Genomic DNA, 22,853 nt, shown 5'->3' on the forward strand with positions numbered 1-22,853 from the left:
CGAGATGGGTATTATGGAAGGCAAGGTAGCAATCGTCACCGGCGGGAGCTCCGGCATCGGCCGGGCCATCGCGCGGCGCTATGCGCAGGAAGGCGCGCGGGTCGTCGTGGCCGATGTGCGCGAAGAGCCTGTCGAAGGCGGAGAGCCGACCGCTCAGGCCATCCAATCGGCAAGCGGCGAGGCGATCTTCCTGTCCGTCGACATTTCGGACAACGGCGCGGTCGAAGACATGACTCAGCAGGCAATCGGCCATTTCGGTCGGCTCGACGTGCTGGTCAACAATGCAGCCATCTACACCTCGACGACTTTGACCCAGACCACGCTAGAACAGTGGGCGAAGGTCATGGCGGTCAACGTCACCGGCTTCTTCTACTGTTCGAAGCACGCGGTATTGCAGATGCTCAGGCAGGAGCCGGTGAACGGCGTGCGCGGCCGCATCGTCAACATATCCTCGCAGCACGGCATGGTGGCTTGCCCCGGCGACTTCCCCTATTCGGTGAGCAAGGGGGCCATCGTCCAGATGACGCGCCAGATCGCTGTCGACCACGCGGAAGACCTGGTCGTCTGCAACGCCGTGGCGCCCGGCAAGATCATCACCGGCAAGCCGGGCGTCGCCAACGATCCCGACGCCCTCGACTATTCGCGCCGCCGCACGCCATGGCCGCGGCTCGGCCAGCCGAACGACGTCGCCGGCGCAGCCCTGTTCCTCGCTAGCGACCTGTCCACTTACATGACCGGCGTCAATCTAGTGGTCGACGGCGGTTGGATGGCGGGTTGACCGGCCATCCAGCCTGCATATTGCGAACCGATAAGTCGTGCTCGATAACGGCTACTTGTTCGGTATCTCGTAGACCTTGCCGTGCCATGGCGCAGCGTCGATCTGGTCCAAGGCCATGACGTAGAGTTCCTTCTCGTCCGGACCGAATGCGAAGTTCGGCATCGACGGGGACGGCACCGACAGCGTGCGAAGAAGCTTGGCGTCCTTATCGACGACGATGATCTTGCCGGGTGCGTCGAGCGAGCGCGGGCTCTGGCCGATATACATCTCGCCGGCGTTGTCCATCTTGATGCCGTCCGGCCAGATATGCGGCTGGTCCGGGAACAGGTCGTCCAGCCGCAGGAAGACGCGCCTGTTGCTCAGGCTATGGTCGGCGGCGACATCGAATTCGATGATGCGGTTGTCTTCCGTTTCGACCAGATAGAGGATCTTGCCGTCGTTCGACATGACCAGGCCGTTGGCGTTGTGCAGGTCGTCCGCGACCTTCGCCACGCTGTCGTCCTTGCCGATGTAGTAGGCCGACGCGTCGATCGCAGCGCCGCCCTTGCCAGAGCCGGTGAAATAGATTCCGCCATCCTTGTCCGGCGCGAAGTCGTTGGGGCCGCTGAACGGCTTGCCGTCCTTGTCCTTGTCGTAGGCATCGAGGGTCTTGCCATCGGCCGAAATGCGGCCGATCGAGTTGCTGTCGTAGCAGGTTACGACGAACTCGCCCTTGGCGGTCGGCAGGACCGCCGAGGGCCCGCAGCCGTCCATTTTCCAGAAGATTTCGTTCTTCTTGCCATCCCACACATCGACGGTGTTGCGCCCGTATTCGACGTAGAACAGCTTGTCCTGGAACCAGATCGGGCCTTCCGCGAACCAGGCGTCGTCGTTGATGACCTTGACGTCGGCGGCTTGCGCAGACGCTGTCAGGGCAAGAGCGATCGCGGTACCGAGCAGATGCAGTTTGGTCATGCCAGTCCACTCCTTCTGTTTGAAGTCGATCAGGGCTCCTGGTCGCCGATCTCAAGTCTCCGGCGCGCCACGTAGTCATCCAGTTCCTCACGGACCGCGGGGTCCAGGACGGGCTCTTCATATTCGGCCAGCGCCTGCTGCCAGAGCTGGGTCGCCCGTTCCAGCGCGTCATGGCCACCGGCTTCCTGCCAGGCGCCGTAGTTCTGCCAGTTCGACAGCATCGGTCGGTAGAAAGCGGTCTCGTAGCGCGCCATGGTGTGCTCGGAGCCGAAGAAATGGCCTCCGGTCGGCACCGACTTGATCGCCTCGAAGCCAAGGTCGTCCTCCTCGAAGGGCATCGGCCGCAGGAACTCCATCATGTTCTGCAGGATCTCGACATCGAGGATCAGCTTCTCGTAGGAGGCCGTCAGCCCGCCCTCGAGCCAGCCGGCGGCGTGATAGATCAGGTTCGCACCGCCGAGCACCGCGCCCCAGGTCGCCATCTCTGTTTCGTAGGTGGCCTGCAGGTCGACGACGTTCGACGCATTCGCATTTGAGGTGCGGTACGGCAGATTGTAGCGGCGGGCCAACTGGCCGGCGACGATGTTGGCTTTGGCATTTTCGGGCGTGCCGAAGGCAGGCGCGCCGGAGCGCATGTCGACGTTCGAGGTGAAGGCGCCGTACATCACCGGCGTGCCGGGATTGATCAGTTGCGTCAGCGTCACGCCGAAAAGCGCTTCGGCATTCTGCTGCGCCAGGGCGGCGGCCAGCGTGACCGGGGTCATCGCGCCCATCAGCGTGAACGGCGTGATTGTCACCGGCTGGCCGTGCTCTGCCATGGCGATCAGCCCCTCCGCCATCGCCTCGTCGAACAGGCGCGGCGAGTTCACGGAGATGATGGTTGTGACGCCCGGCGAAGACCTCATCTCCTCAACCGGAATGCCGCGCGTGATTGCCATCATGTTGATGCTGTCCATGGCGCGGCCACGTCCTATCGCGGAGGCGTGGAAGCCCAAATCGGAAAGCGCCAGGTTTGCGCGGTAGGTGTCGAGATGCCGGGAGTTTGCCGGCAATTCCATCGGCGCCACGACCTGGTTGCCGATGATGTGGATGGCATTGAAGTGGTGCGCGAGGCGGATGAAATTCTCGTAATCCGCGAGATTGCCTTGCCGCCGGCCGTTGATGCGATCGTGCACGTTGGGCGGGCCGGCAACGAGGCCGAACGCCAGCGAATTGCCACCGAACCTGATCCTCTTCTCCGGATTGCGCGATGTGATCGTGAAGCTCGACGGCGCGCTCTTCAGCGCTTCGGTCACGATGCTCTCGTCGATGCGGATCGTGCTTTCCTCTCGGTCGACTATGGCTCCCGCGGCTTCGAAGATGCTCATCACCTTCTCGCCCATCACCCGGATGCCGAGCTCGGAAAGTATCCGCATCGAGGTGCGATGCAGCTTGTCCATCTGCTCCTCGTCCAGCATCCGCATCGGCGCGTAAGGGTTCGTCACGCTCTGCCAGGGCAGTTGCGCGATGCCGCCGCCGCTGCGCCCCGCTGCTCTGGTGCGCCGTCCACCGCTTCGCCTGTCATGCGCCGTCATCGGCCTGTCCTCCTAGTAACCGCGTTTGGGATCGACGACATTGTTCAGCGGCTCGCCACGCCGGTAGCGGGCCAGACTGTCGGCGAACATGCGCACCGACTTCACATCCCAGCCGTCATAGACCGAAGAGCAATGCGGCGTGACGATCACGTTGTCGTAGCCCCATAGCGGGTGCGATTGCGGCAGCGGCTCTGTCGCAAAGACGTCGAGCGCCGCGCCCTTGATCCGTCCGGCATCGAGCATCGCGAGAAGCGCCGCCTCGTCGACGACGAAGCCACGGGACACGTCGATCAGCACGACCGAAGGTTTCATCGCCGCGAAGGCTTCCTTGCCGACAAGGCCGCGGGTGCTGTCGAGCAGGGGCACGGCACACAGGATGAAATCGGCACGGCCCCAAAGTCTTGGCAGATCCGCTATGGCGTGCACTTCATCGATATTCTCAGTCGGCTTCGGATTCGCTCGCACCCCCAGCGTCGTCATGCCGAACGCCTTGGCACGCGCGGCAACCGCCTGCCCCGTCTTGCCGAGACCGAGAAGCAGCAGCGTCTTGCCCTGGATCGGCTCGACCTTGCCGCCGATCCAGTTGCCGGCCGCCTGTTCGCGTGCGAAGCCACGCAGGCCAAGCGAAAACGACAGCATCGCGCCAAAGACGTATTCCGCCATCATGTCGGCGGCGACGCCTGCCGAATTGGTCACCGTCACCCGCGCGGGATCCCACGGCCGCAGGTGATCAGTGCCGGAACCGCCAACACAAACCCAGCGCACTGTCGGGTTCTCGACCACCGCCTTGCGTGGATAGAGTGAGCGCTGGCCAAACCTGATGCTGAAGATCACTTCGGCGCCGGTTTCCGAAATCAGGGCCGGAAGCGCCTCGTAACTTTCGCAGCCATGCACCGTGATGTCGGGATGCGTCTCGGCCAGCACGGCCAGCGGCCCGTCCAGCGAATCGGCACTGACGATGACGGTCGGGCGCGCCGACATCTCAGCCTCGCCTCGGGCCGGGAATGTGATCGGCAAGAGGCCGCAGCACATCCAGCAGGGCCTTGCCCTCCTGCACGGTGGCGTTCTCATGCGGCGCGCGCAGGTTGAGCCAGCGATGATCGCCGGAACGAACGGCGAGAGCCGCCTTCATGCCCTGGATCAGACCAGCATCCTGAACCGCCTTGCGAAACGCCTTGATGGCGATGTTAGCGGCCGTGACGTCTCGCCCCGCGCGCGCATTGTCGTAGAGCGCTCGGATCGCCTTCGCGTTGAGGTTGACCGAGGCTGATATGCAGCCCGCCGCGCCGGCATCCAGCCCCTGGGTGAGCTGGCCTTCGGAGCTTGGAAAAACCGAGATGTTCGGGACCGCGGCGATAATCGCGGCAGTGTTGTCCCAGTTTCCGCCGCTGTCCTTGTAGGCCACGACCGTGTCTGGAAAGGCTGCGTTGAGCCGGGCGGCCAGTGCCGGCGAGACCGGCACGCCGGAGTTCTGCGGGATGTGATAGAGGATCAGCTTCAGCTTCGGGTCGGCAACCCTGTCGATCAGTTCCGAATAGTAGCGCGCCTGTCCATTGTCGCCTGCCGCCGTGTAGAAGAACGAAGGCAGCACCATGACGCCGGCGCAGCCTACGTCCAGCGCATGTCTGCTAAGCTCGACCGTCTCGGGCAGCGCGGTCAGACCGGTTCCTGGCATCATCTTTTCCGCGGGGATACCAGCCTCGGCCAGCCACTCCAGCGCCTCCATGCGCTCGACCGGCGAGAGCGACAGCGCCTCGCCGGTCGTGCCGAAAGGCGAGAGATAATGCGCCCCTTGGGCGAGCACCCATTTCGCATGGCTTATCCACAGATCGCGGGCGATGCCGCCGTCTTTTTCGAAGGGCGTCAGGATCGGTGCAATGACGCCTTGTACGCTGTTCATCAGTGGATCCCCCTGGTCATCGTATCGTCGGCGGCTAGCTTTGCCACCGTGGCAACTGTCCTGATGAAATACGCTGTCGATGCGATGTCGAAGAAGATGTCAAAGCCCCCCTCGCCCCGCACCAGCACAGCCTCGACATGCGCGACCCGCGTCTGCGCGATCGCGTCGGCGGCGAAACGGTCGGGCCGCAAATCCAGAGCGCAAAGCCGCGCCATCACAGGTTCCGTCAGCGGCCCCGAGAGCCGCATCCAGCTCCAGCCCTCCTCCCGCCAGGACCAGTAGCCGCGCGCGCCATCGGCGGCCTGCCAAGCGTCGGTCAATTTTGCGACTGCGTTGCCGACACCATCGTCAACCGCCAGAAAATCCTCGGCCCCCAGACGCAGCAGCCGGATGCCGCCCAGCGTGGCAACGCCATTGACGGCCGGTAGAGCCAGGCCCTGCGCTTCCAGCCAGCCGGCGCTTCCAGGCCCCTTGATGCCGAAACGCGGCCGGGCCGTCAGATCGCTCAATGTCAGCCGGCCCTTCGGCAAGGCGGATTCCGCTGCCGAGCCGTCCGGCGACAAGGGAAATGTGCGCGATCCGGGAACGGTCATCGCTACAGCTCCTGCCGAACGTTCTGCGGATCGAAGAAGGCATGCCCAACAACCGGTGCCTCGACCAGCTCGCCGTCGCGGCATTTCACCGTAATCCTGCTGCCGGGTGCCGCATCGTCGATATGGACATAAGCCAGCGCGATGTGATGGCCGAGCGTCGGCGAGAAACCGACCGAGGTGACCTGCCCCACCGGGTTGCCGCCGCGCAGCACGAGGCAGGATTCGCCCGGCACATTGCGCAATCCTTCAAAGGAAAGGCCGACCAGGCGGCGCGATTCTCCGAGATTGGCGCGCATCTCGATCGATCGCTTGCCGACGAAGAACGGCTTCTTCTTCGAAACCGCCCAGCCGAATCCGAGTTCATCGGGCGTGGTCAGCGCATCCGTGTCCTGGCCGATCAGGATATGTCCCTTCTCCAGCCGCATGATGCGCGAGGCCTCCAGCCCGTACGGGCGCAAACTGTAGGGTTTGCCCGCCGCGACCAGCGCATCCCATAGCGCGACGGCGTAGCTCGACGGGCAATGCAGCTCGAAACTGACTTCTCCGGTGAAGCCGATGCGCATGATGTGCACCGGAACGCCCGCCAGGCGACCCTGACGGCCATGTAGATAGGGAAAGGCGTCGCGCGCAAAATCGATGTCTCCCTCGAGCGCCTGCAACACGTCCCGCGCCTTGGGGCCTGTGACGTTGATGCCGGAAAACCCGGCCGTGACGTTGAGCACGTCGACCTTCAGTCGCCACTGCGCGTTCCAGAACAACATGTCGGCCTGCACCCGAGCGACCGCGCCGGTCGTCGCCGTCACGTAGAACTGGTCCTCCGCGAAGCGATAGGCGACGCCGTCGTCGATGACCGTGCCCATCTCGTTCAGCATCAGGCAGTAGCGGACGCGGCCGACCGGCTGATTGGCATGGGCCATGGTGTACATTCGATCGAGGAAGGCGCCGGCGTCCGGACCACGGATCTCCAGCTTGCCCAGCGTCGAGACGTCGAGCATGCCGACGCCGTCGCGAACGGCCGCGACCTCTTCGTGGATCAGGCGTTCGCTCCGGCTTTCTGGCCCGTAATAATAGGGTCGCCACCAGTTGCCGATCGGCTTCATGCGGGCTTCGAGCGCAAGATGCCGAGCATGCAGCGCGGTGCGGCGCTCCAGCGGCTCATGATGACCTGCGAGCACGCCGAGCTTTTCCGGACCCGTCGGGGGCCGCGCCGTGGTCACGCCGACCTGGCCGACCTTGCGATCGGTGGCCTCGGCAACGATCCGCGCCGTGGCAAGGGCCGAATGCCTGCCCTGGCTCGACCCCATGCCGACGGTGGAAAAGCGCTTCACGAGCTCGAGTTCGCGATAGCCTTCCTTTATCGCGTTCTGCAGATCATTGACCTGCAAATCCTCGTCGAGATCGACGAAGTCGCGCCCTTTCTCGTGGCCAGTCAGCTTCTGCGCCCAGGCCACGGCTTCAGGTTCGAATTCACTTGAGGCATTGGGCAGATCGGAGTGTCCCAGCCCATGAAGCGCCTCGTGCGCTGCGCGACGGCCATCCGCCATGGCCGACGATAGTCCCGTCCTGCCGGCAACGGCGCCAGCCAGGTGGACGGCGCCGTCCGGCAGCGTCAGCGTCATGCGCGCGGTCGCTTCGTCGTAGCCGACCTTGGCGCCCGCATGACATGGCACCTGCCACGCCGGCGCCGAGCCAACGGCCATCACCACGAGGTCGCAGTCCATCCAGCGGCTTCCGACGCGGACCCGTCTGACATGCTTGTTGCCGCGGGTTCCGGCCGCTTCATCGATCTGGGCGCCCGTGATGATTTCCGCGCCCCTGGCCCGAAGCTCGCCAGCGCTGCTGCCCGCGCCCTGTCTCGGATCGACGACGGCCGCGAGTTCGACGCCTGCCTCGATCAAGTCGAACGCGGCATCATAGCCGTCGTCATTGCCTGCCAGCACGACGGCGCGGCGGCCGGGTTTCACCGCATAGTGCCGCATCAGCCTCTGCACGGCGCCGACGGTCATGATCCCAGGCAGGTCGTTGTTGCGGAACACCGCCGGCTGCTCGATGGCACCTGTTGCCAGGATCACCTCGTGAGCCCTGGCGCGGTAGAGCCGGTTGCCTTGGATCAGCGGCAGCCAGTTGTCCTCGTACCAGCCGTTGCAGACGGTGGCGGTCATGACGCGCAGATTGGCCAATCCCGCCGCGGCAGCCCTCAGGCTGGCGAGCACGCCCGGATCGCAGCGGCGATAGGTCAGTGAACCGCCGATTTCCGGGTTCTCGTCGCACAGGACGACGTCGGCGCCGATTTGCGCGGCGGCGATCGCCGCCGCCAGGCCTGCCGGTCCGGCCCCAACGACCAGCAGGTCGCAGTGAAGATCGACCTTGTCGAAGCTTAAATGCGGGGCGCGAGTATCGACGATCCCGAGCCCGGCCTTGCGCCGGATCATCGGCTCCCAGAAGCGAAGCCAGCTATCCTGCGTCGGCCCCATGAAGGTGCGATAGTAGAAGCCAACCGGCATGAACCGCCCGAGCCGATCCATGATGGCGTCGCGGTCATTTCGCAGCGAGCCGTTGACGTTCTGCGCCGTCACCGTCATGCCTTCCCAAATCGGCGTCAGGTCGGCGGGGACATTCGCCTCCGACGGAAGCTGCACTAAAGTGTTCGCTTCCGCGCCGGCCATGGTCATGATGCCGCGCGGTCGATGGTACTTAAATGAGCGGGAAAGCACCCACTGGTCCGAAGCGGCGAGCGCGCTTGCAATGCAATCGCCGGCAAAGCCCTCATAGGACTTGCCCTCGAAGGTAAAGCGCATCGGCTGCGTGCGATCGATGCGCGAGCCATAGGGTGCCGCAAGCCGGGTCATGCCTGATTGCCCTCGCCCGGCGCGTAGGTGCGGATGATCTCGTTGGTGACGACGTCGCGCTCCGCCAGGAAAAAGAAATTGCTCGGCACGTGCCGCCACCACTCGGTCACGACGCCCTTGCGATTGTCCGCGCGAAACAGATGTTTCGCCCAGTCGGCGTCGGCGGTCGCATCGGCATCGAGCGTCTGGCGCACCGGACCGAAAGACCGGAATTCGTCGATGTTGCGCAGGCCGTTCATAGGGCAATCAAGCTGCTTCATGGTCAATGGCTCGCCGCCGTGGCGCCCATTTCATTGAGCAGCCGGAAGGTCTCGAAGCGCTCCAGCGCGAAGGGCTTGAGCAGGTCTGGCGCCCGGCCCTTGGCGATGGTCTCGGCCATGCGTTTTCCGGCCACGGCCGTTGCCTTGAAGCCCCAGGTGCCCCATCCGCAGTCGAGCCAGAGATTGGCAAGCGGGCTGGCGCCCATGATCGGGCTGTAATCCGGCGTCATGTCGGTGATGCCCGCCCACTGCCGCAACAGCCGAACCCCTTGCAGGAAGGGGAAAAGATGCACGGCGCCCTCGGCCAGATGTTCCTTCATGCCCAGCGTCGAGCGAGTCGAATAGAGCTGGTACGGATCCGAACCACCGCCGATGACGACCTCGCCGCGCGAGGACTGCACAAGATAGGTGTGCAGCGAAACCGACGAGACTAGCGTGTGCAGCCACGGCTTCAGCGGTTGCGTCACCATCGCCTGCAAAGGATAGCAGCGGATCGGCAGCTCCACCCCAGCCATCATCGCGACGTCGTAGTTCATGCCGCCAGCGGCGATGAGCACCGCGCCGCATGCGACGCGCCCGCGGTTTGTCATCACCGCCCGGACATTGCCACTCTCGACCTCAAAGCCCTGGACCTCGGTGCGCTGGTGAATCTCCACACCGCGGCGCGAGGCCTGCGCCGCGTAGCCCCAGGCGACCGCGTCGTGGCGCGCTGTACCGCCGTCGGCGTGCCACAGGCCGCCAAGAATCTCGAGCGCGTTGCCGCGATCCATATTCAGTTCCGGCACCAGCTTTTCGACTTCCTTTGCGTCGATGACTTCGGTGCGGGTGCCCATGTGCTTGCCCATCTCGGCGCGCAGATCGAAGGCGCGCAGCGTGGCCTCCGTATGGGCAAGCGTGAGCTGGCCGCGCTGCGAGAACATGACGTTGAAGTCGAGCTCCTGCGACATCGTCTCGAACAGCGAAACGCCTTCCTTGTAGAAGGCGATGCCTTCCTGGGTGATGTAGTTGGAGCGGATCGTCGTGGTGTTGCGCGCCGTGTTTCCGCCAGCCAGATAGCCCTTCTCGAGCACCGCGATGTCTGTGATGCCATGATATTTCGACAAATAGTGCGCGCACGCCAGGCCATGCCCGCCGCCGCCGACGATCACCACGTCATAGGACGGCTTGAGCTCGGGCGTCCGGGGAATGTCGCCGGTCACCGGATAATCGCGGCTGAACCCGTATTTGAGGAGCCTAAGCGGCATGGCCACCCAGAGCGCCTGGAGGTTCGTAGATGAGCGCCGACAGGTCCGAGAACCGGCTTTCCGTGCCGGTCAGGCCGAGTATAGCATCGCGGATCGCGGCCGCCCTGGCTTCGCCCAGAACCGGCGCCGAGAACTCCATGTATTTGGCGACGATATCAGCCTCGCTGATGGGCGCTTCAGGACCGCCGCGTGCGTGGACGTCACCGGAATCCAGCAAGCGTCCGTCTGTCGTCTCGATCTGCACGTCAGCCCAGCGCCCTTCCGGGAAACGAGCGCTGTGCCTCGCCGATTCGCTAACCTCGACGCGCCCCAGCATCTCCCCAACCGCGCCGTCGCGCAGCCCCTGGCCCGAAATATGCTCCACCGCTATCCGACCGTACAGGATCATCGTGGCCACGGCGAAGGCCAAGCTGTATTGCGCCTTGGAAGTTGTGTCGGGCATGCCGTCGAACAGCGTCGCCGCGTAGTGGAAGCTGTTGACGTTGACCCTGCCTATATCCTGCGGCCGCAGGCCATGCTGCAGGCATAGCGACCGGGTCGCGTCGATCGCGGCGTGAGCCCAGCGGCAGATGGGATAGGGTTTGACGTATTGTAGCGGCATCTGCCAGAAATCGCCGAGATCGGCCCAATATCGGGCCACTTCCGGCGCCTCGACAGTGATGGCCGGAGCGCCGGCGAACCCGGCTTGCGCGAGTACCGCGGCCGACAGGCCGACCTGTGCGCCCATGCCGGAGCCGTCGTGCAGCATGGTCGGCGTCGCGATCTCACGCATCATCTGGCTGCGCGGCCCATGATATTCGGCAATGCCGAAGGCGTCGCGCAACTGGGTGTCGTTCAGCCGCAGCAGGCGGGCCGCGACAGCAGCGACGCCAAGGGAATTCCAGGCGCCCGAGGTGTGATAATCCGAAACGGTCGCGTGCAACGCGATGCCGGCGCGGCCCGCGACTTCGTAGCCGACCACGATCGCGGCGAGCGCTTCGATCCCGCTCAAATCTGGCTTCTCCTCTGCCAGCGCAAGCAGTGCCGGGATGACAGCAACCCCGATATGGCCCTTGGTCGGCGGATAGCCATCATGGCCGTCGAGATTGTCGGTCTGGGTCGCGGCGGCGAAGGCGGCACCCGCGATGCTGACCCGCCTGCCGTCGAAGATCATCCTTGCGGCGTGCCGGTCCGTTCCGCAACCGTAGAGCAAAACGGCGGTATCCCGCGCAATGCGGCCGGCCTGCATCGGCCCGGCAGCTATGGCGATGCCCATCGTATCGAGGAACTGGAGTGAGGCCGCCTTCAGGACATCGGCTGAAAAGAAATTCTCCGGGGAGCGCAGCACGAACTCCGCGACACGCCCGAACACGGTGCAAGTAGGCTCGCCCCGTTCCAACCGCAGGTCCATGATGCCCACCTCTCGCCAACCGCGCGCTTCCAGATAACTACGAATAATTTGGTCTCGCAGGCCGATCACGTGATTAGTTTGGCGCCATGGTACAAAAAAAACGAGGGCAAGCGATTGCGAAACCCGTTCGCGATGGTCTAGTTTTCGGCTCGATCAGGAGCGATGCCATGAAGCCACCTCCGCCATTGAACTACATCCGCTCGTTCGAATGCTCGGCGCGACACCTGAGCTTCACCCTCGCCGCCAGCGAGCTTGGCTACACACAGGCAGCCGTCAGCAACCATGTCCGGGGGCTGGAGCATTATCTCGGCCGCCAGCTCTTCGTGCGCTATCCGCGCAGCCTGAAACTGACGGAGATGGGCGAAGCCTTCCTGCCCACCCTGCGCCAGGCGCTCGACCAGATCGACCACGCCACGGAGGCGATCGTCGCCTCGTCACGCAACCGGACTGTCGTCATCTCCTGCCCGATGAGCCTTGCCGAAAACTGGCTGGCCGGATGTATGGGCGCGTTCCGCCAGGTCCATCCCGAGATCGAGGTCGTTCTGCACGGCACGATATGGGAGGACCTCAGCGAGCAGATCGCCGACATCACCATCTCGACCCGCCGCTTCGACGACTTGCCGCCGGGCGCCGTACAACTGTGGAGCGACCAGCTTGCCATCCTTTGCGCGCCAAGTCTGCTGTCCGGCCCCAAGGCGCTGAAGGCGCCGAGCGACATACTCGGCGTCGACTGGATCTTCGTGCATGGACGCCAGGAATACTGGCAGTGCATGGGCGACGCGCTGCAGATCGACATTTCCGACTATGAGAAAGGCATCACCACGAATGCCTCCAACATCGCGCTGGAACTCGCGGCGATGGGCGCGGGCTGCGTCGCCACGCAATATTCGCTCGCCAGAACCTACATAGCTCGCGGTCTCTTGATCGAGCCCTTCCCGGTGCGCGCCGCCAGCCCGTGGACATACTACCTTTCGGAAAGCCAGCTCTCCAAAGGCAACGTCGTCAAGATCGTCAGAAACTGGACCCTGGAACAGGCCGCCCTGCATATGCGGGAGCCGGGGGGTTAGTCAAGATCCGGACAGGCCGCACCCTGCCGGCGCTGCCAGACGCCGACTCCTTTGGGGCCTTTGCCGAACCTCAAAGTCGGTTTGCCTGCCGTTGTTTGATCCGCAGGCCGCGCAGGCGGCCTGCGGCTTTCGTGGCCCGCGCGATGCCGGCTTGCCGGTTACTTCTTGATGATGCCCAGAGTCGAATAGACCGCACGAAGCTCATCCCGATCCTTGGCGTTGGCCTCGGTGGCTGCTTTCGAGTCCTTGTAGTCGACGCGCCAGTAGGCCTTCTCGGCGGCTTGCTTCCACGCGGCGCTCTCGCTCATAGACTTCAACGTCTTGTCCCAGAAGGCGATCTGCTCGGTCGACAGTCCGCCTGGGGCTATGACGCCGCGCGTCGGGCTGTAGGACAGGGCCACTCCGAGTTCCTTGAGCGTGGGCACGTCGGCGAGTTCGCCGCCGAGCCGGCCTTCGCCTGACACCGCCACGCACTTCAGTTCACCCGATTTCTGATAGCCCGCGAAAGTCTCGCCGCCGGAGATCGAGAAGTCGATGTTGTTGCCCAGAAGCGCCACGGTCGACTCCGAGGCACCGCCGAACACGGCGGTATTGATCTTGCTGACATCTGCGCCGAGTTCCTGCGCCAGGCGCACGAGAAGGACGTGATTCTGGTTGCCGATGGCTGTGGAGGCGACGGGACTCGTGCTCGGTGTCGGCGGTGTGGCGTTTATCGTCGAAGGCAGGATTGCCGGCGGCCATGACAGTCCCTTCGGCATCGCCTTGACCGTCGGCGCTCTTGTCTCACTGGTTGGCGGCACGATCCTGTTTAAGCGGTTCGCGCCAAACGGCGGATTGTGGATCGGCAACGGTGTACAGAACCTCACCGGCGGCCTTGCCCTCGCGCCGTTCGCCTTCGGCATGGAAAGTGTCGCAGACGTGATGCCGGGCTGGCACTCGCCGCAGCGCTCGCCTATCTCGCCCTCCTTGTCTCGGTAGTTGGTTACCTGCTGTGGTTCCATCTACTGAAGACGTCGGGGGCGACAGCCGCGAGCGCCTATTATTTCCTGATGCCGCCGCTCGGCATGCTGTTCGGCTGGTTTCTGCTTGGCGAGCAGGTGGCGCCAACCGATCTTGCCGGCATTATTCCGGTAGCGCTCGGCATCTATCTCGTCACCCGCCCGGAGGGTTTACCCATCCTCCAACAGTAGAACGTATCGACTTCATAAACGGCTTCCTGAAAGACGAGAAGTTGGACGATCTCGACATGTTCCAGGAGGCGCTTTCAAAGCTCGGCCTCCCGCGCCTTCGGTAGTCGTGTCAACGCCGGTGAAGAAGCGCTCGGTTCCGTTCCCCTGCAGATCGACCTTTTCCGTGTTGCCGATCAGACGGTCGTCGCCGACCTGCTGAGCAAGCCAGACGCCATAGGACTGAGGATCGACGCCAGCCAGCCGTTTCAACTGCAAGCCAGTGATGAAGGGAGGCCCACGTTTTCTCATTTGAATCATTCAGCAACACTTACGATTGTCTCACGCTGGCCGTATATCAGCGACCGCATAGGCGCGTCGTTGGATTCTAGAAATCGCCCAGACATTGCGCGTGCTGCCCCGCTCACGCCAACCCGACTTTGAAGTTCTCCAAAACTTGAGCCAACCCAAGCGCGCCCAGGAGCGTCGTCACGCGGGTCGGCCGCAGTTTTCCTACTGCCCGATCGTAGACCGCGAGATTGGTCGCGCCGTTGAGGCGGGATGGATAGATGACCCCGTCAGGCTGAGCCGGGTGCTCATGAAACGCCACCGACCACCGGCGCGCCAAATTCTGCCGCTGTGCCCGAACGACATCGGTCGGCACCCCCATCCTGACGGCATTGTGAGGTCGACCAGGCGAAGCTCCGCCGTGGTCGCAACTTCCGCATAGCGCCGTTGGGTCAGCTCCATCTCGTCGATCGGAAGGTCGTCTACAAGTCCCTCGCGTCGGTCGCGAAGCACGGCCTCGAGGAAGCATACCTTCAACGGGTCGCCAAGGTAGAAGACACCAAAGCGATTTGCGTCGACGCGGTGCGCGGATCGCTGAAACGGCTTGGCGACTTTCCGTACCCGAGGGGATCGGGATATGTACCCCAGTAGATCCGCCCAAATGTGCGGCCCTGCTGTATGGTCTCGATTTCAAGCTCTGCTCGCTCGAAATCGGGTGGAGGTGGAGCGCCAGGCATTCAGTCGAAGTCGCCTCTGGCCATACCTTCCGCGGCGGCCAGCACCAAGGCATCGTCACCTTGCTGAAGAGCGCGAAGACCTGTTCGTCCATCGAGCGCGCCGTGACGCGAAACCAAAAACCGGTAGACCGCCAAGGCGCTGTTGCCCAATGCCGCGTGGAGCGCGGGCAATGCGCCGAACGGCCGTCCGTCCTGGTCGAGTTGCCAGCCAGGAAAGCGAAAGCCGCGCTTGGCGCCGTCGATCCCCAGGACCTGGCCGCTCTGCCGCTTTGCATTGACCGTCACCCGCGACGTGCCGAGCAGCCTGGCAAAGGCATCTGCGCTCAGCATGTCCTCGCCGGCGACAATCTCGGCGACACGCTTGCGGCCGCGCACGCGCGCCGCCGCAAGGGCCGCCTCAAGTTCGGCATCCGGCTTAGCTGTATCCTCGACGGGAAACGCATCGTCCAAAGCGACAGGTTGTTCCTCGACCGGCGATATCGTCTGTGCGCCGGCAGTTGGATCGACGTCAACCCGGAATGAAACGCGATGGCCGATCTTGCGACTGCGCGCGACGGCTTCCTGGTAGCGTTCGAGCAGCACCTTCTTGAAATCCGCCTGTGCCGGCAGTTTCGTCGTGAAGCTCATTGTGGCTACTCCCGCATGGGACGCGGTTTTGCCACGATTGGTTCGTTTTGAAGCGGCCATGGTGACAACCTCCTTCTTGCTGTCACCAATTTGGTTACAAGACGCAAGTTCGTCAAGTTCGATAACTTCGTAAAGTAGCCGGAGCCGTTACACAGGACCGATCAACGGCCCCGAGGGAGTGTCACTCCTCCAAGCGCAGTGTCGCATCGGGGAGCAGCTCGAGGACCTTGGCCAGCTCTGACTTCGGTACGTAGAACGGCATCCGTTTGGCCCCGTAATGATGCGCAGATGGTAGCGATGCATGCCGCCGACGATGACTATTTCTCCCTCGTGCTCTGCGATGACAGGCGGAGACACGCGCAGCCCGTGAACCCAGCGATACCCGATCTCGATGCTCTTAGATTTATACTGTACGTGCCAAGGGTCTTTGTCCCTGGTCGCCTGGTAGGTCAGCTTGGGATGGATGTCCGCCATATCAGCCTCGATAAGCGCGAAGTTGCTGGCGGGACGGTCGTCGGGGTCGTTGCCGTCATAGGCTAGATAGATCCTGGCGGGATCGCAATCCCATCCCGGCACGAGAGCCTTCGGGATGTTCTTACGCCCCTTGCCCCATTTCTGCGCTTTCCGCTCTATCTCCGCCTGGGTGACTTCGAATCCCTCGTCGAGCTTTCCTTCCATCACGGCCATTGCCGTCAGGTTGTTCAGCCCGCGGCCAATCAGCCGATTGAGTTCAGCGGCGTCTTTGGCGGTGAATGTCACGCTTTCCCCATCAACCTTGAACGACTTCTGCGCCACGCTGGACTGCAGGATGGAAAACCGTACAGTCGAGTGGATTCAACCATAAATGATTCGGTCCATGTCGCAGTATCCGCGGCTCGAATACAGCATGGATGACGTGCGGGCAGCCGGGAAAAGCCTGGCTGGTCCAGTGTACTTCACTCCACAAAACAATGCTGAAGCCATCGGGATATTCTCGGTAGCGAACTCTTGGCGTGACTCCCACATCTACCCCATGCGCAGCATCCGCGCTTCAGTGCGGATTGCCATGCGGCAGACCTCCATCCGCGGAGACATGGCCGCACGGCCAAAGCGGATGTCGTCCATCAGGCGTAAGCTCGCCGATACGACGATCCGGCTCGACCAGATGCAGGATCTCGGCGGATGCCGGGCGATCCTGAACGACATCGATGGGGTAAACCGGCTCGTCGAACGCGTCCGCGAGCGCTCCCCGCACGTCATTCGCAAGGAATGGGACTACATCCAGAAACCCAAGGGCGATGGCTACCGCAGCCACCATCTCTCCATGGAATTCACGCCCGCAAGAAAGGAGGACGAGTCCTTTGCCGGTCGGCGCATAGAACTGCAGGTTAGGACGCGCCGTCAGCACTCGTGGGCGACCGCCATCGAGGCCGTCAGTCTCTACCGCAATCAGGACCTGAAGCATCATAAGGGAGACGGCGACTGGCTTCGTCTGTTCGAGCTGGCTTCCGCCGAGTTCGCCCAAGTGGAGCGAAGCCCGCTTCCGACCGGGGTTCCGGATCGGGCAGAGCGCATCAAGGAGCTGAAGGACCTCAATGCACGGCTCGGCGCCGTGAGCACGCTCGAGAACATCAAGGCGGCCACCCATTTCGCCGAGAATTTTACCCATGACCGCGGCCGCTACTACCTCCTGCGGTACAGGCCGGATCACACAGTCAAGATCGAGACGTACATGGGGACCTTCTCCGCAACGGGCGCCCTCGAGATCGCCGAAAGGGCGATCGAGGCCGGGGAAAGCCAGGAGAAGGTCGTCCTCGTCGAGGTGGACAAGATCGACAAGCTGGTCTCCACTTACCCGAACTATTTCGGCGACGTCAGCCTGTTCATCCGCAACCTGCAGCTCGCCTGCAGTGGAAAGTCAGGCATCGAATACACCGTCGCGCCGCAGGAGGTGGTCAGGCCGAGGGAAGTGCAGCAGCCTGACTACGGCGCCCTGCGCAGGCGCTACACGCGTTGGATCGAACCGCGACGCTGATCGCTTTTTGGGGGGCGTGGACGATGCTCAGAATATTGGTCGACACGTGCGTGTGGCTCGATCTCGCCAAGGACTACAGACAGCAGTCCTTGATCCTTGCAGCGAAGGAGCTGTTCGACGGGCGACAGATAGACTTCTTCGTGCCGGACGTGGTCAAAGCGGAGTTCGCTCGCAACAAGGCCCGTGTCGCCGAGGACGCGCGTCGCAGCCTGCAAGCCCATTTCCGCTTGGTCCGCGAAGCGGTCGACCGCTTCGCTGAGGACGACTACAAGAAGGAGACACTGCACTCCCTGAACGAGGTCGACCAGCGCATTGCCATGAAGGGCGAGGCCGTCAACGACTCCATCGAATGGATAGAAGGGCTGCTGACGCACGGACTGAGCAAGGCGACCACCAAAGCTATCAAGCAACGGGTCACGGAACGCGCGATCGCCGGGCTGGCGCCGTACCACCGTTCCAAGAACTCGGTCGGCGACGCGATCCTCATTGAGACCTACGCCGACTTGGCGAGGACTGCCACGGCGAAGGGGCAGCGCGTCGCGTTCGTATCCCACAATACCCGCGACTTCAGCGACCCGAACGGCGACCAGCGCAACCCCCATCCAGACATCGCCTCGCTCTTCGACGGGCCTCACTCGACTTACTGGACGTCGCTGAGCGACGTCCTGAAGTCTGAGCACGCTGACTATCTCGAGTTCGTAGACGAAGAGCTATCGTGGACGGATGAGCCGCGGCGGTTATCGGAAATCCTTGAGGCCGCGCGCTTGCTGGAGCGCCAGGTCTGGTACAACCGCCACTGGAACCTGCGTGTCCAAGTGGAGCGCGGAGACACGAAGGTGGTCACGAAGTCGGAATGGGAAACCGCCGAACCCCATAGCCGTAACAGCCGGGTCATTGTTGACAGCATCTGGAAAGGCGCACTGGAAGCCGCCCGGAAAACAGAGGAGGAGGTCGGCCTGGATCACCTTGGCCCGTGGACCGACTTCGAGTGGGGAATGGTCAACGGCAAGCTGTCAGCGCTCCGATGGGTCATGGGCGATGACTGGGACATGCTAGACACCTAGCGCGTCGGGCCAGAATCGGAGGGGTAAGCATGCAGGAATTCGAAGCCGCACTGATGGACCATTACGTCGCGTTCAACCTAGCCGTCGCCGTGGCCAGCATCATAGTGTCCGGCTACCTCGCACAGCGCATGCGGCCAGGGGTCCTGCTCGGGACGCTGGGCTTCGTCCTGGCGACAGCCCTCGCTCTCTTCGTAGCGGCGGCTGCTACATGGCTGGCGGCGGCGTTCATAACTCCGGGGCTGGCCCCAAGCTCGTCGGCGGTACCGCTCGGCGCGCTCGCATGGTCGTTCGAGACGGGTGTTGAGTTAGCCATGCTTGGCATCTCCGCGGGGATGCTCGCTTACCTCGTCCTCAGACTGAGACGGCCGGCTAGACGGGCGCATTCCTGATGACGAACATGGTCAGGATTAGCTGGAAGGTCATCGTCCCCGCAACAACGCTCATCCTCGCGGCAGGGCTGTCCTCGATACACGCGGCCGCGCAGTCGACAGGCGGAACGCCCGGCGGCGCTTCCGTTTCCGTGCTGACGGGCTGGCCGCTTGCCATCATGACCGCCGTGGCGACGACCATCGGCACCATTGCGGTTGCCTATTTCAACCATCGGCTGACCGTTGGCAGGGACTCCCATGAGGAGCGCGCCAGGCACGCCACCTATGTGGCGACTAGGGTCGTCTGCACGCTGGATCCGTTCGTGCTGCACTGCGTGGACGTGATCCATGACCAGGGCGAGTACGTCGACGGCGAACTGACCCCGCAGGTCGACGCCCCTGGACTGGAATTCCCGGCCGACCTCGACTGGAAAACCATGGACGCGGCCTTGATGTACCGGACCCTGTCCTTGCCCAACGAGATCGCTGCCGCCGACAGCACGATCTCCGCCTTCGCCGAGCACTCGGGGCCGCCGAACTGGGACGAAGTCTGGGAGGAAAGGCGCTACCAGTACGGCCGCGTCGGCCTCTACGCCCTCGACCTCGCCGCCGACCTGCGGCGACACTATGGGCTGGCGCAGCCCGACTACAGCCGCTGGAATCCCCGCGACACACTCGATATCGCCTACACGGCGGAGGATGCCAGGCGCATGAAAGTGAGCGAGGGCATCAAGGACATGATCAAGAAAGCCGACAAGTAAAAGGTGGAGAAAAAAGAAGACTGACGGCCGCGACGGCCATAATGCATCTCGCATCATTAACGGAGGCAAGAGGCGTCATCAGATCCCCGCCGCTGGCGGCGGTTAGTCGGTCGCCACCTCATGGCGCTCAAATCACCACGCCCGCCCCTGCCGGTCATCTCGCGCAGGCCGACTCTGCCGATGAGATTGAGCGCTCGCTGTTTCGAGACTTTCGAGCGCCTCTGCCCTGAACTGCCCTGTCCGAAAAACGCCCATACATTCGAGCACGCAACTGCTGGCGGTTGCTACACGCCGGACAGTCATCCTCGATCTCTGGATCGGCGTTTCAATAGTTGGACGAAAACCCCGGCATGATGTCGCCCGCCAGCAGCTTTTCCTTCGACAGCAGCCCTGCGTCTTCGAGCGCCTCGAAATCCGGCAGCTGGCGCAGCGTGTCGAGCCCGAACTGCGACAGGAAAGTTTTCGTCGTCACATAGGTATAGGGCGCGCCCGGCTGCGGGCTGCGCGGCCCTGAGGCGATCAGCTCTTGCCCGCGCAGCACGCCGATCAGGTCGCGCGACACCTCCTTGCCGAAGAAGGAAGACAGCTCGCCACGGGTAATCGGCTGAAAATAGGCGATGCACATCAGCACCAGCGCCTCCGCCTGCGACAACTCTTTTGTGCCCTGCCCCGCCGCTGTGCCGAACGCGGCATGGATGACGTCGCCAAAAGCCTTTTTGGTCCGGTACTGCCAGCCGCCGGCGACCGCCACCAACTCATAGGGGCGGCCGACGAGTTCGGCGCGGATGTCGTCGATGATCAGGTCAATGTTGCAGCTTCTGCCCACCACCCGCGCCAGCACCTCGCGTGTCACCGGTTCGCTGGCGGCAAAAATCACCGCTTCGACGCGGCCCATCCACTCGCGCCAGCGCAGCTCGGCGGGCAGATGCTCGAGCTCCGTGTCCAGCAGCATTCGCTGGACGTCCCTCTTGTCTGTCGGGCCTTCGGCTCTCGCGGTCCCAGCCATCGCTACAGGCCAAAAATCCGGAAGGTGGTGCGGCCGGAGAGCTCGCGCACGGCCTCGAGTTGCTGCAGCCGTTCGAACAGGCGTCGCGCCGCAAAACGCGACAGGGTTTTGGTCGTCAGCGAGCCAGAAACAGCATCGTTGTCGAGCAGTCTTTGGATGACATCGCCGGCCCCCTTTGCTCTGAGCTTCGGCGCAAAGGTGATGAGCCGTTCCGCCCGACGGCCAATCTCGGCGGCCAGCCGGCACGCTTCGACGGCGCCCTGAACCAGCGCGACGCAGACCGCGCGCTCAAAGCTCTTCTCCCCGGGTCGGATACGCTTGCCGCCGGCCTCACCGCGAAAGGCCGGGCCGAAGGCCTGGGCCATCAGCAGCGGCAGCGGGAGCGGCCAGCGCAGGCTTTGCGCCAGCACCAGGTCGGCCAGCCACCAGGCAAAAAGCTCGGCATCGGGGCGGATCGTTACGACGCGGGCGGCGATCGCCGCCGCGGCGAACGGCGCCGGCCGTCCCGAGCGCGCCAGGTCTTCGACGTGTTCACAAAGCGCCGCAAGGGCCTCGACATCCGAATGGAGGCCAAGCTGGTCGAGTATCTTGCCAAGCCGGTCAGGGGTAGCGACGGGCGGCTGCGCGGAAAACTGCCGCCAGGCGCCAAAAATGGTGCCGGCGGGTCCAGGGTCGGACCCGGCCTGGCGCAGATACCAGGCGTCGCGCAAGGCGGCCGCGTCCTCGGCGCGGCCGGCCAGCCGCATGCTGGCGGCGGCGCAGTTGAGCGCCAGCCGCTGCCGCCAAACGCCGGCCCAGGCGGGCTGTCCGCGGGCAAGCGTGTCGAGCGCGCCCAGGGCGGCGCCGGCCGCGAAGGCGGCGTCAGCGTCGCTGGAGGCGCCGTCGGCGGCGAGCGCCCAGACCGGGATGGTCGGCGGCAACGTTGGCTTGGCGGTGGCCGGATCAAGGCGAATCATGAAAGTGAGGGTAAAGCGCCCGTGCGCTTTGCGCCATGGCTTTCGCACCAAAACGCACAGCCTGTCGGAGCGGCACAATGAATGATAATGTTGCATTATCGATCGTTAGTGGACTACAAGGACAAATGGCCGTTTTCGTCGAGCAGAAGCCCAAAATTCACGCCCAGCGACCCTCCGGACCATCACACAGCGCGACGCTCTTTCCTGGAAAGGCTAACGATAGCGCTGGTGCATCCCACTGACGCTTTTACGCCTGCGGGCGCAAACCTGGCGCTGCCCGGTAGAAGATCACCCGCACCGACGGAACAAGCTGGCTGAGGTAATCGAAATCGCCAACATTGCCGGTCAGGACCGTCGCCCCGAGCAGACCGGCCTGGTGAAACATCAGCGCGTCGTTGAGGAAGCGGCGCTCATGCCCCTCCCCTTTCGGCAGATGACTCAGCCGGAACAACAGACCGGCAAGCATGCCGGCGCCTCCCCAGGCGGTGGCGTCGGGTGCATGCAACCGGTGCGCCGGAATATCCTCGATCGTGTCCGCAACCGCTTTCAGGACCGACTTTGTCGTCGGGTACGCCGGATCGAGCCGGCCGAACACATGGCTGAGCTCGGCAAGGCAGACGGCCGAGTGGTGACAGAGCCGATAGGTCAGAAGGTTATCGACCGTTTCGGGCGTGCGTCCCTGCAGGACATCCAGATAGACGCTGGTGTCGAGGAGCAATACGCCGCCGACAGGCGACTGGTCACCTGCCCAGGACAGGGCGGAATCCGGTCGCCGTTCCAGCCCAGCGCTGCGCCGCTGTGGTTTTAGGGACCGCAGTGCGCCGCCTAGATCAAATGCCAAGATCGATGTCCGCGGAGATGCTGCCCTTGCGGCCGACGAGCCGGGCGCCGAAATCATCCTCGAGCGCCAGCCGCGACAACGCGAGCTCAAGCAGTTCGGTGTCTGAGCTCACATGGGCGCGCTTCTTTGCCGCCTCGATCAATTCCGACGACACCCTGCCGGAAAGGCGGGTGTTCTTGGCCGCGCCAAGCAGGCCGACCGCCCTCGCCTGCTCAAGCACCAGACGGTTGCGGGTGTGGGCGATCCGCTCCTCGCTTGCGGCTGTCGCTGCGCCACGTATGGTCATCTTGGGATCTCCATCTGTTGAACGGAATATGAAGGATGTTGAACATGAAAACAAGGAGAGACCGCCCTTGAGAGGCCATCCCTGGATCGGACAGGCCCGTTGCGCTCCCGCTGATGCGATACCAAGACCG

Annotated in this window: 26 protein-coding genes; 8 read left to right on the plus strand and 18 right to left on the minus strand. The window is 63.7% G+C overall.

Annotated features, from left to right (window positions below; translation table 11 throughout):
- Nucleotides 1–4: 4 nt before the first annotated feature.
- On the plus strand, nucleotides 5–778 hold the full coding sequence (locus LB545_RS09205; RefSeq protein WP_140581593.1) for an SDR family NAD(P)-dependent oxidoreductase: 774 nt from the start codon (nucleotides 5–7) through the stop codon (nucleotides 776–778).
- A 51-nt stretch (nucleotides 779–829) separates the two neighbouring features.
- On the opposite strand, the gene LB545_RS09210 is transcribed toward LB545_RS09205, so the two are convergent.
- Genes LB545_RS09210 through LB545_RS09250 form a run of 9 tightly spaced genes read right to left on the minus strand, consistent with a single transcriptional unit; the run spans nucleotide 830 to nucleotide 11,542 of the window.
- On the minus strand, nucleotides 830–1,732 hold the full coding sequence (locus LB545_RS09210; RefSeq protein WP_140581590.1) for an SMP-30/gluconolactonase/LRE family protein: 903 nt from the start codon (nucleotides 1,730–1,732) through the stop codon (nucleotides 830–832).
- Between the two features lie 29 nt (nucleotides 1,733–1,761).
- On the minus strand, nucleotides 1,762–3,306 hold the full coding sequence (locus tag LB545_RS09215) for a trimethylamine methyltransferase family protein (protein WP_140581587.1): 1,545 nt from the start codon (nucleotides 3,304–3,306) through the stop codon (nucleotides 1,762–1,764).
- Between the two features lie 12 nt (nucleotides 3,307–3,318).
- Nucleotides 3,319–4,287 (minus strand): D-2-hydroxyacid dehydrogenase, encoded by a 969-nt coding sequence (locus LB545_RS09220; RefSeq protein ID WP_140581584.1) that lies wholly within the window; start codon nucleotides 4,285–4,287, stop codon nucleotides 3,319–3,321.
- Nucleotide 4,288: 1 nt separating this feature from the next.
- On the minus strand, nucleotides 4,289–5,206 hold the full coding sequence (locus LB545_RS09225) for a dihydrodipicolinate synthase family protein (protein WP_140581581.1): 918 nt from the start codon (nucleotides 5,204–5,206) through the stop codon (nucleotides 4,289–4,291).
- The gene (locus tag LB545_RS09230) at nucleotides 5,206–5,799 is read right to left on the minus strand and encodes a hypothetical protein (RefSeq protein WP_181171887.1); all 594 of its coding nucleotides are present in this window, start codon (nucleotides 5,797–5,799) and stop codon (nucleotides 5,206–5,208) included. The genes LB545_RS09225 and LB545_RS09230 overlap by 1 nt, the downstream gene beginning before the upstream one ends.
- A gap of 2 nt (nucleotides 5,800–5,801) precedes the next feature.
- Entirely contained in the window at nucleotides 5,802–8,648 is a 2,847-nt protein-coding gene (locus LB545_RS09235) for a 2Fe-2S iron-sulfur cluster-binding protein (protein WP_140581575.1), read from the minus strand.
- Nucleotides 8,645–8,908 carry a sarcosine oxidase subunit delta gene (locus LB545_RS09240; RefSeq protein ID WP_140551861.1) on the minus strand — a complete coding sequence of 88 codons (264 nt, stop codon included), beginning with the start codon at nucleotides 8,906–8,908 and terminating at the stop codon, nucleotides 8,645–8,647. Before LB545_RS09240 ends, LB545_RS09235 begins: the two co-directional genes overlap by 4 nt.
- A 2-nt stretch (nucleotides 8,909–8,910) precedes the next feature.
- On the minus strand, nucleotides 8,911–10,152 hold the full coding sequence (locus LB545_RS09245; RefSeq protein ID WP_140581572.1) for an FAD-dependent oxidoreductase: 1,242 nt from the start codon (nucleotides 10,150–10,152) through the stop codon (nucleotides 8,911–8,913).
- Nucleotides 10,142–11,542, minus strand: a complete 1,401-nt coding sequence (locus LB545_RS09250; protein WP_224704902.1) for an MmgE/PrpD family protein — start codon at nucleotides 11,540–11,542, stop codon at nucleotides 10,142–10,144. The genes LB545_RS09245 and LB545_RS09250 overlap by 11 nt, the downstream gene beginning before the upstream one ends.
- 167 nt (nucleotides 11,543–11,709) lie before the next feature.
- Here LB545_RS09250 and LB545_RS09255 point away from each other — a divergent pair, with 167 nt between their 5' ends.
- A complete protein-coding gene (locus LB545_RS09255) occupies nucleotides 11,710–12,609 on the plus strand; it encodes a LysR substrate-binding domain-containing protein (protein WP_140581567.1) in 900 nt (299 codons plus the stop codon).
- Nucleotides 12,610–12,767: 158 nt separating this feature from the next.
- Here the strand turns inward: LB545_RS09255 and LB545_RS09260 are convergent, their stop codons facing one another.
- On the minus strand, nucleotides 12,768–13,367 hold the full coding sequence (locus tag LB545_RS09260; RefSeq protein ID WP_140581564.1) for a tripartite tricarboxylate transporter substrate-binding protein: 600 nt from the start codon (nucleotides 13,365–13,367) through the stop codon (nucleotides 12,768–12,770).
- Between LB545_RS09260 and LB545_RS31170 the strand changes: the two genes are divergently transcribed.
- Together LB545_RS31170 and LB545_RS31175 are read left to right on the plus strand one after the other, a co-directional pair.
- Entirely contained in the window at nucleotides 13,270–13,587 is a 318-nt protein-coding gene (locus LB545_RS31170; protein WP_411971077.1) for a hypothetical protein, read from the plus strand. The two genes, LB545_RS09260 and LB545_RS31170, sit on opposite strands and share 98 nt — an antisense overlap.
- 11 nt (nucleotides 13,588–13,598) lie before the next feature.
- Nucleotides 13,599–13,799, plus strand: coding sequence for an EamA family transporter (locus tag LB545_RS31175; protein ID WP_411971076.1), 201 nt, complete (start codon nucleotides 13,599–13,601; stop codon nucleotides 13,797–13,799).
- Between the two features lie 12 nt (nucleotides 13,800–13,811).
- Here LB545_RS31175 and LB545_RS09270 read toward each other — a convergent pair whose 3' ends face one another.
- The 4 genes from LB545_RS09270 to LB545_RS09285 form a co-directional block, all read right to left on the minus strand.
- Nucleotides 13,812–14,096 (minus strand): multiubiquitin domain-containing protein, encoded by a 285-nt coding sequence (locus LB545_RS09270; RefSeq protein ID WP_140581561.1) that lies wholly within the window; start codon nucleotides 14,094–14,096, stop codon nucleotides 13,812–13,814.
- A gap of 192 nt (nucleotides 14,097–14,288) precedes the next feature.
- Nucleotides 14,289–14,726 (minus strand): RES domain-containing protein, encoded by a 438-nt coding sequence (locus LB545_RS09275; protein ID WP_318012533.1) that lies wholly within the window; start codon nucleotides 14,724–14,726, stop codon nucleotides 14,289–14,291.
- Nucleotides 14,727–14,800: 74 nt separating this feature from the next.
- The gene (locus tag LB545_RS09280; RefSeq protein WP_224704905.1) at nucleotides 14,801–15,427 is read right to left on the minus strand and encodes an XRE family transcriptional regulator; all 627 of its coding nucleotides are present in this window, start codon (nucleotides 15,425–15,427) and stop codon (nucleotides 14,801–14,803) included.
- 147 nt (nucleotides 15,428–15,574) lie between these two features.
- Nucleotides 15,575–16,222 carry a hypothetical protein gene (locus LB545_RS09285; RefSeq protein ID WP_140581552.1) on the minus strand — a complete coding sequence of 216 codons (648 nt, stop codon included), beginning with the start codon at nucleotides 16,220–16,222 and terminating at the stop codon, nucleotides 15,575–15,577.
- A 61-nt stretch (nucleotides 16,223–16,283) separates the two neighbouring features.
- Between LB545_RS09285 and LB545_RS09290 the strand changes: the two genes are divergently transcribed.
- Genes LB545_RS09290 through LB545_RS09305 form a run of 4 tightly spaced genes read left to right on the plus strand, consistent with a single transcriptional unit; the run spans nucleotide 16,284 to nucleotide 19,634 of the window.
- Entirely contained in the window at nucleotides 16,284–17,441 is a 1,158-nt protein-coding gene (locus LB545_RS09290) for a RelA/SpoT domain-containing protein (RefSeq protein WP_140630263.1), read from the plus strand.
- A gap of 23 nt (nucleotides 17,442–17,464) precedes the next feature.
- Nucleotides 17,465–18,505 carry a PIN domain-containing protein gene (locus tag LB545_RS09295; protein ID WP_140581888.1) on the plus strand — a complete coding sequence of 347 codons (1,041 nt, stop codon included), beginning with the start codon at nucleotides 17,465–17,467 and terminating at the stop codon, nucleotides 18,503–18,505.
- A gap of 29 nt (nucleotides 18,506–18,534) precedes the next feature.
- Nucleotides 18,535–18,894 (plus strand): hypothetical protein, encoded by a 360-nt coding sequence (locus LB545_RS09300; protein WP_140581549.1) that lies wholly within the window; start codon nucleotides 18,535–18,537, stop codon nucleotides 18,892–18,894.
- Complete coding sequence (locus LB545_RS09305; protein ID WP_140581547.1) at nucleotides 18,894–19,634, plus strand: hypothetical protein; 741 nt, start codon at nucleotides 18,894–18,896, stop codon at nucleotides 19,632–19,634. The genes LB545_RS09300 and LB545_RS09305 overlap by 1 nt, the downstream gene beginning before the upstream one ends.
- A 325-nt stretch (nucleotides 19,635–19,959) precedes the next feature.
- On the opposite strand, the gene scpB is transcribed toward LB545_RS09305, so the two are convergent.
- The 4 genes from scpB to LB545_RS09325 form a co-directional block, all read right to left on the minus strand.
- On the minus strand, nucleotides 19,960–20,586 hold the full coding sequence (gene scpB / locus LB545_RS09310) for an SMC-Scp complex subunit ScpB (protein WP_140581544.1): 627 nt from the start codon (nucleotides 20,584–20,586) through the stop codon (nucleotides 19,960–19,962).
- Nucleotides 20,587–20,642: 56 nt separating this feature from the next.
- A complete protein-coding gene (locus LB545_RS09315; RefSeq protein WP_140581541.1) occupies nucleotides 20,643–21,596 on the minus strand; it encodes a DUF1403 family protein in 954 nt (317 codons plus the stop codon).
- A 247-nt stretch (nucleotides 21,597–21,843) separates the two neighbouring features.
- A complete protein-coding gene (locus LB545_RS09320) occupies nucleotides 21,844–22,437 on the minus strand; it encodes a type II toxin-antitoxin system VapC family toxin (RefSeq protein WP_140560111.1) in 594 nt (197 codons plus the stop codon).
- Nucleotides 22,427–22,723 carry a hypothetical protein gene (locus LB545_RS09325; protein WP_140499702.1) on the minus strand — a complete coding sequence of 99 codons (297 nt, stop codon included), beginning with the start codon at nucleotides 22,721–22,723 and terminating at the stop codon, nucleotides 22,427–22,429. Before LB545_RS09325 ends, LB545_RS09320 begins: the two co-directional genes overlap by 11 nt.
- Between the last annotated feature and the right edge of the window lie 130 nt (nucleotides 22,724–22,853).

The sequence above is a fragment of the Mesorhizobium sp. BR1-1-6 genome (genome assembly GCF_020165355.1).
GTDB lineage: Bacteria > Pseudomonadota > Alphaproteobacteria > Rhizobiales > Rhizobiaceae > Mesorhizobium.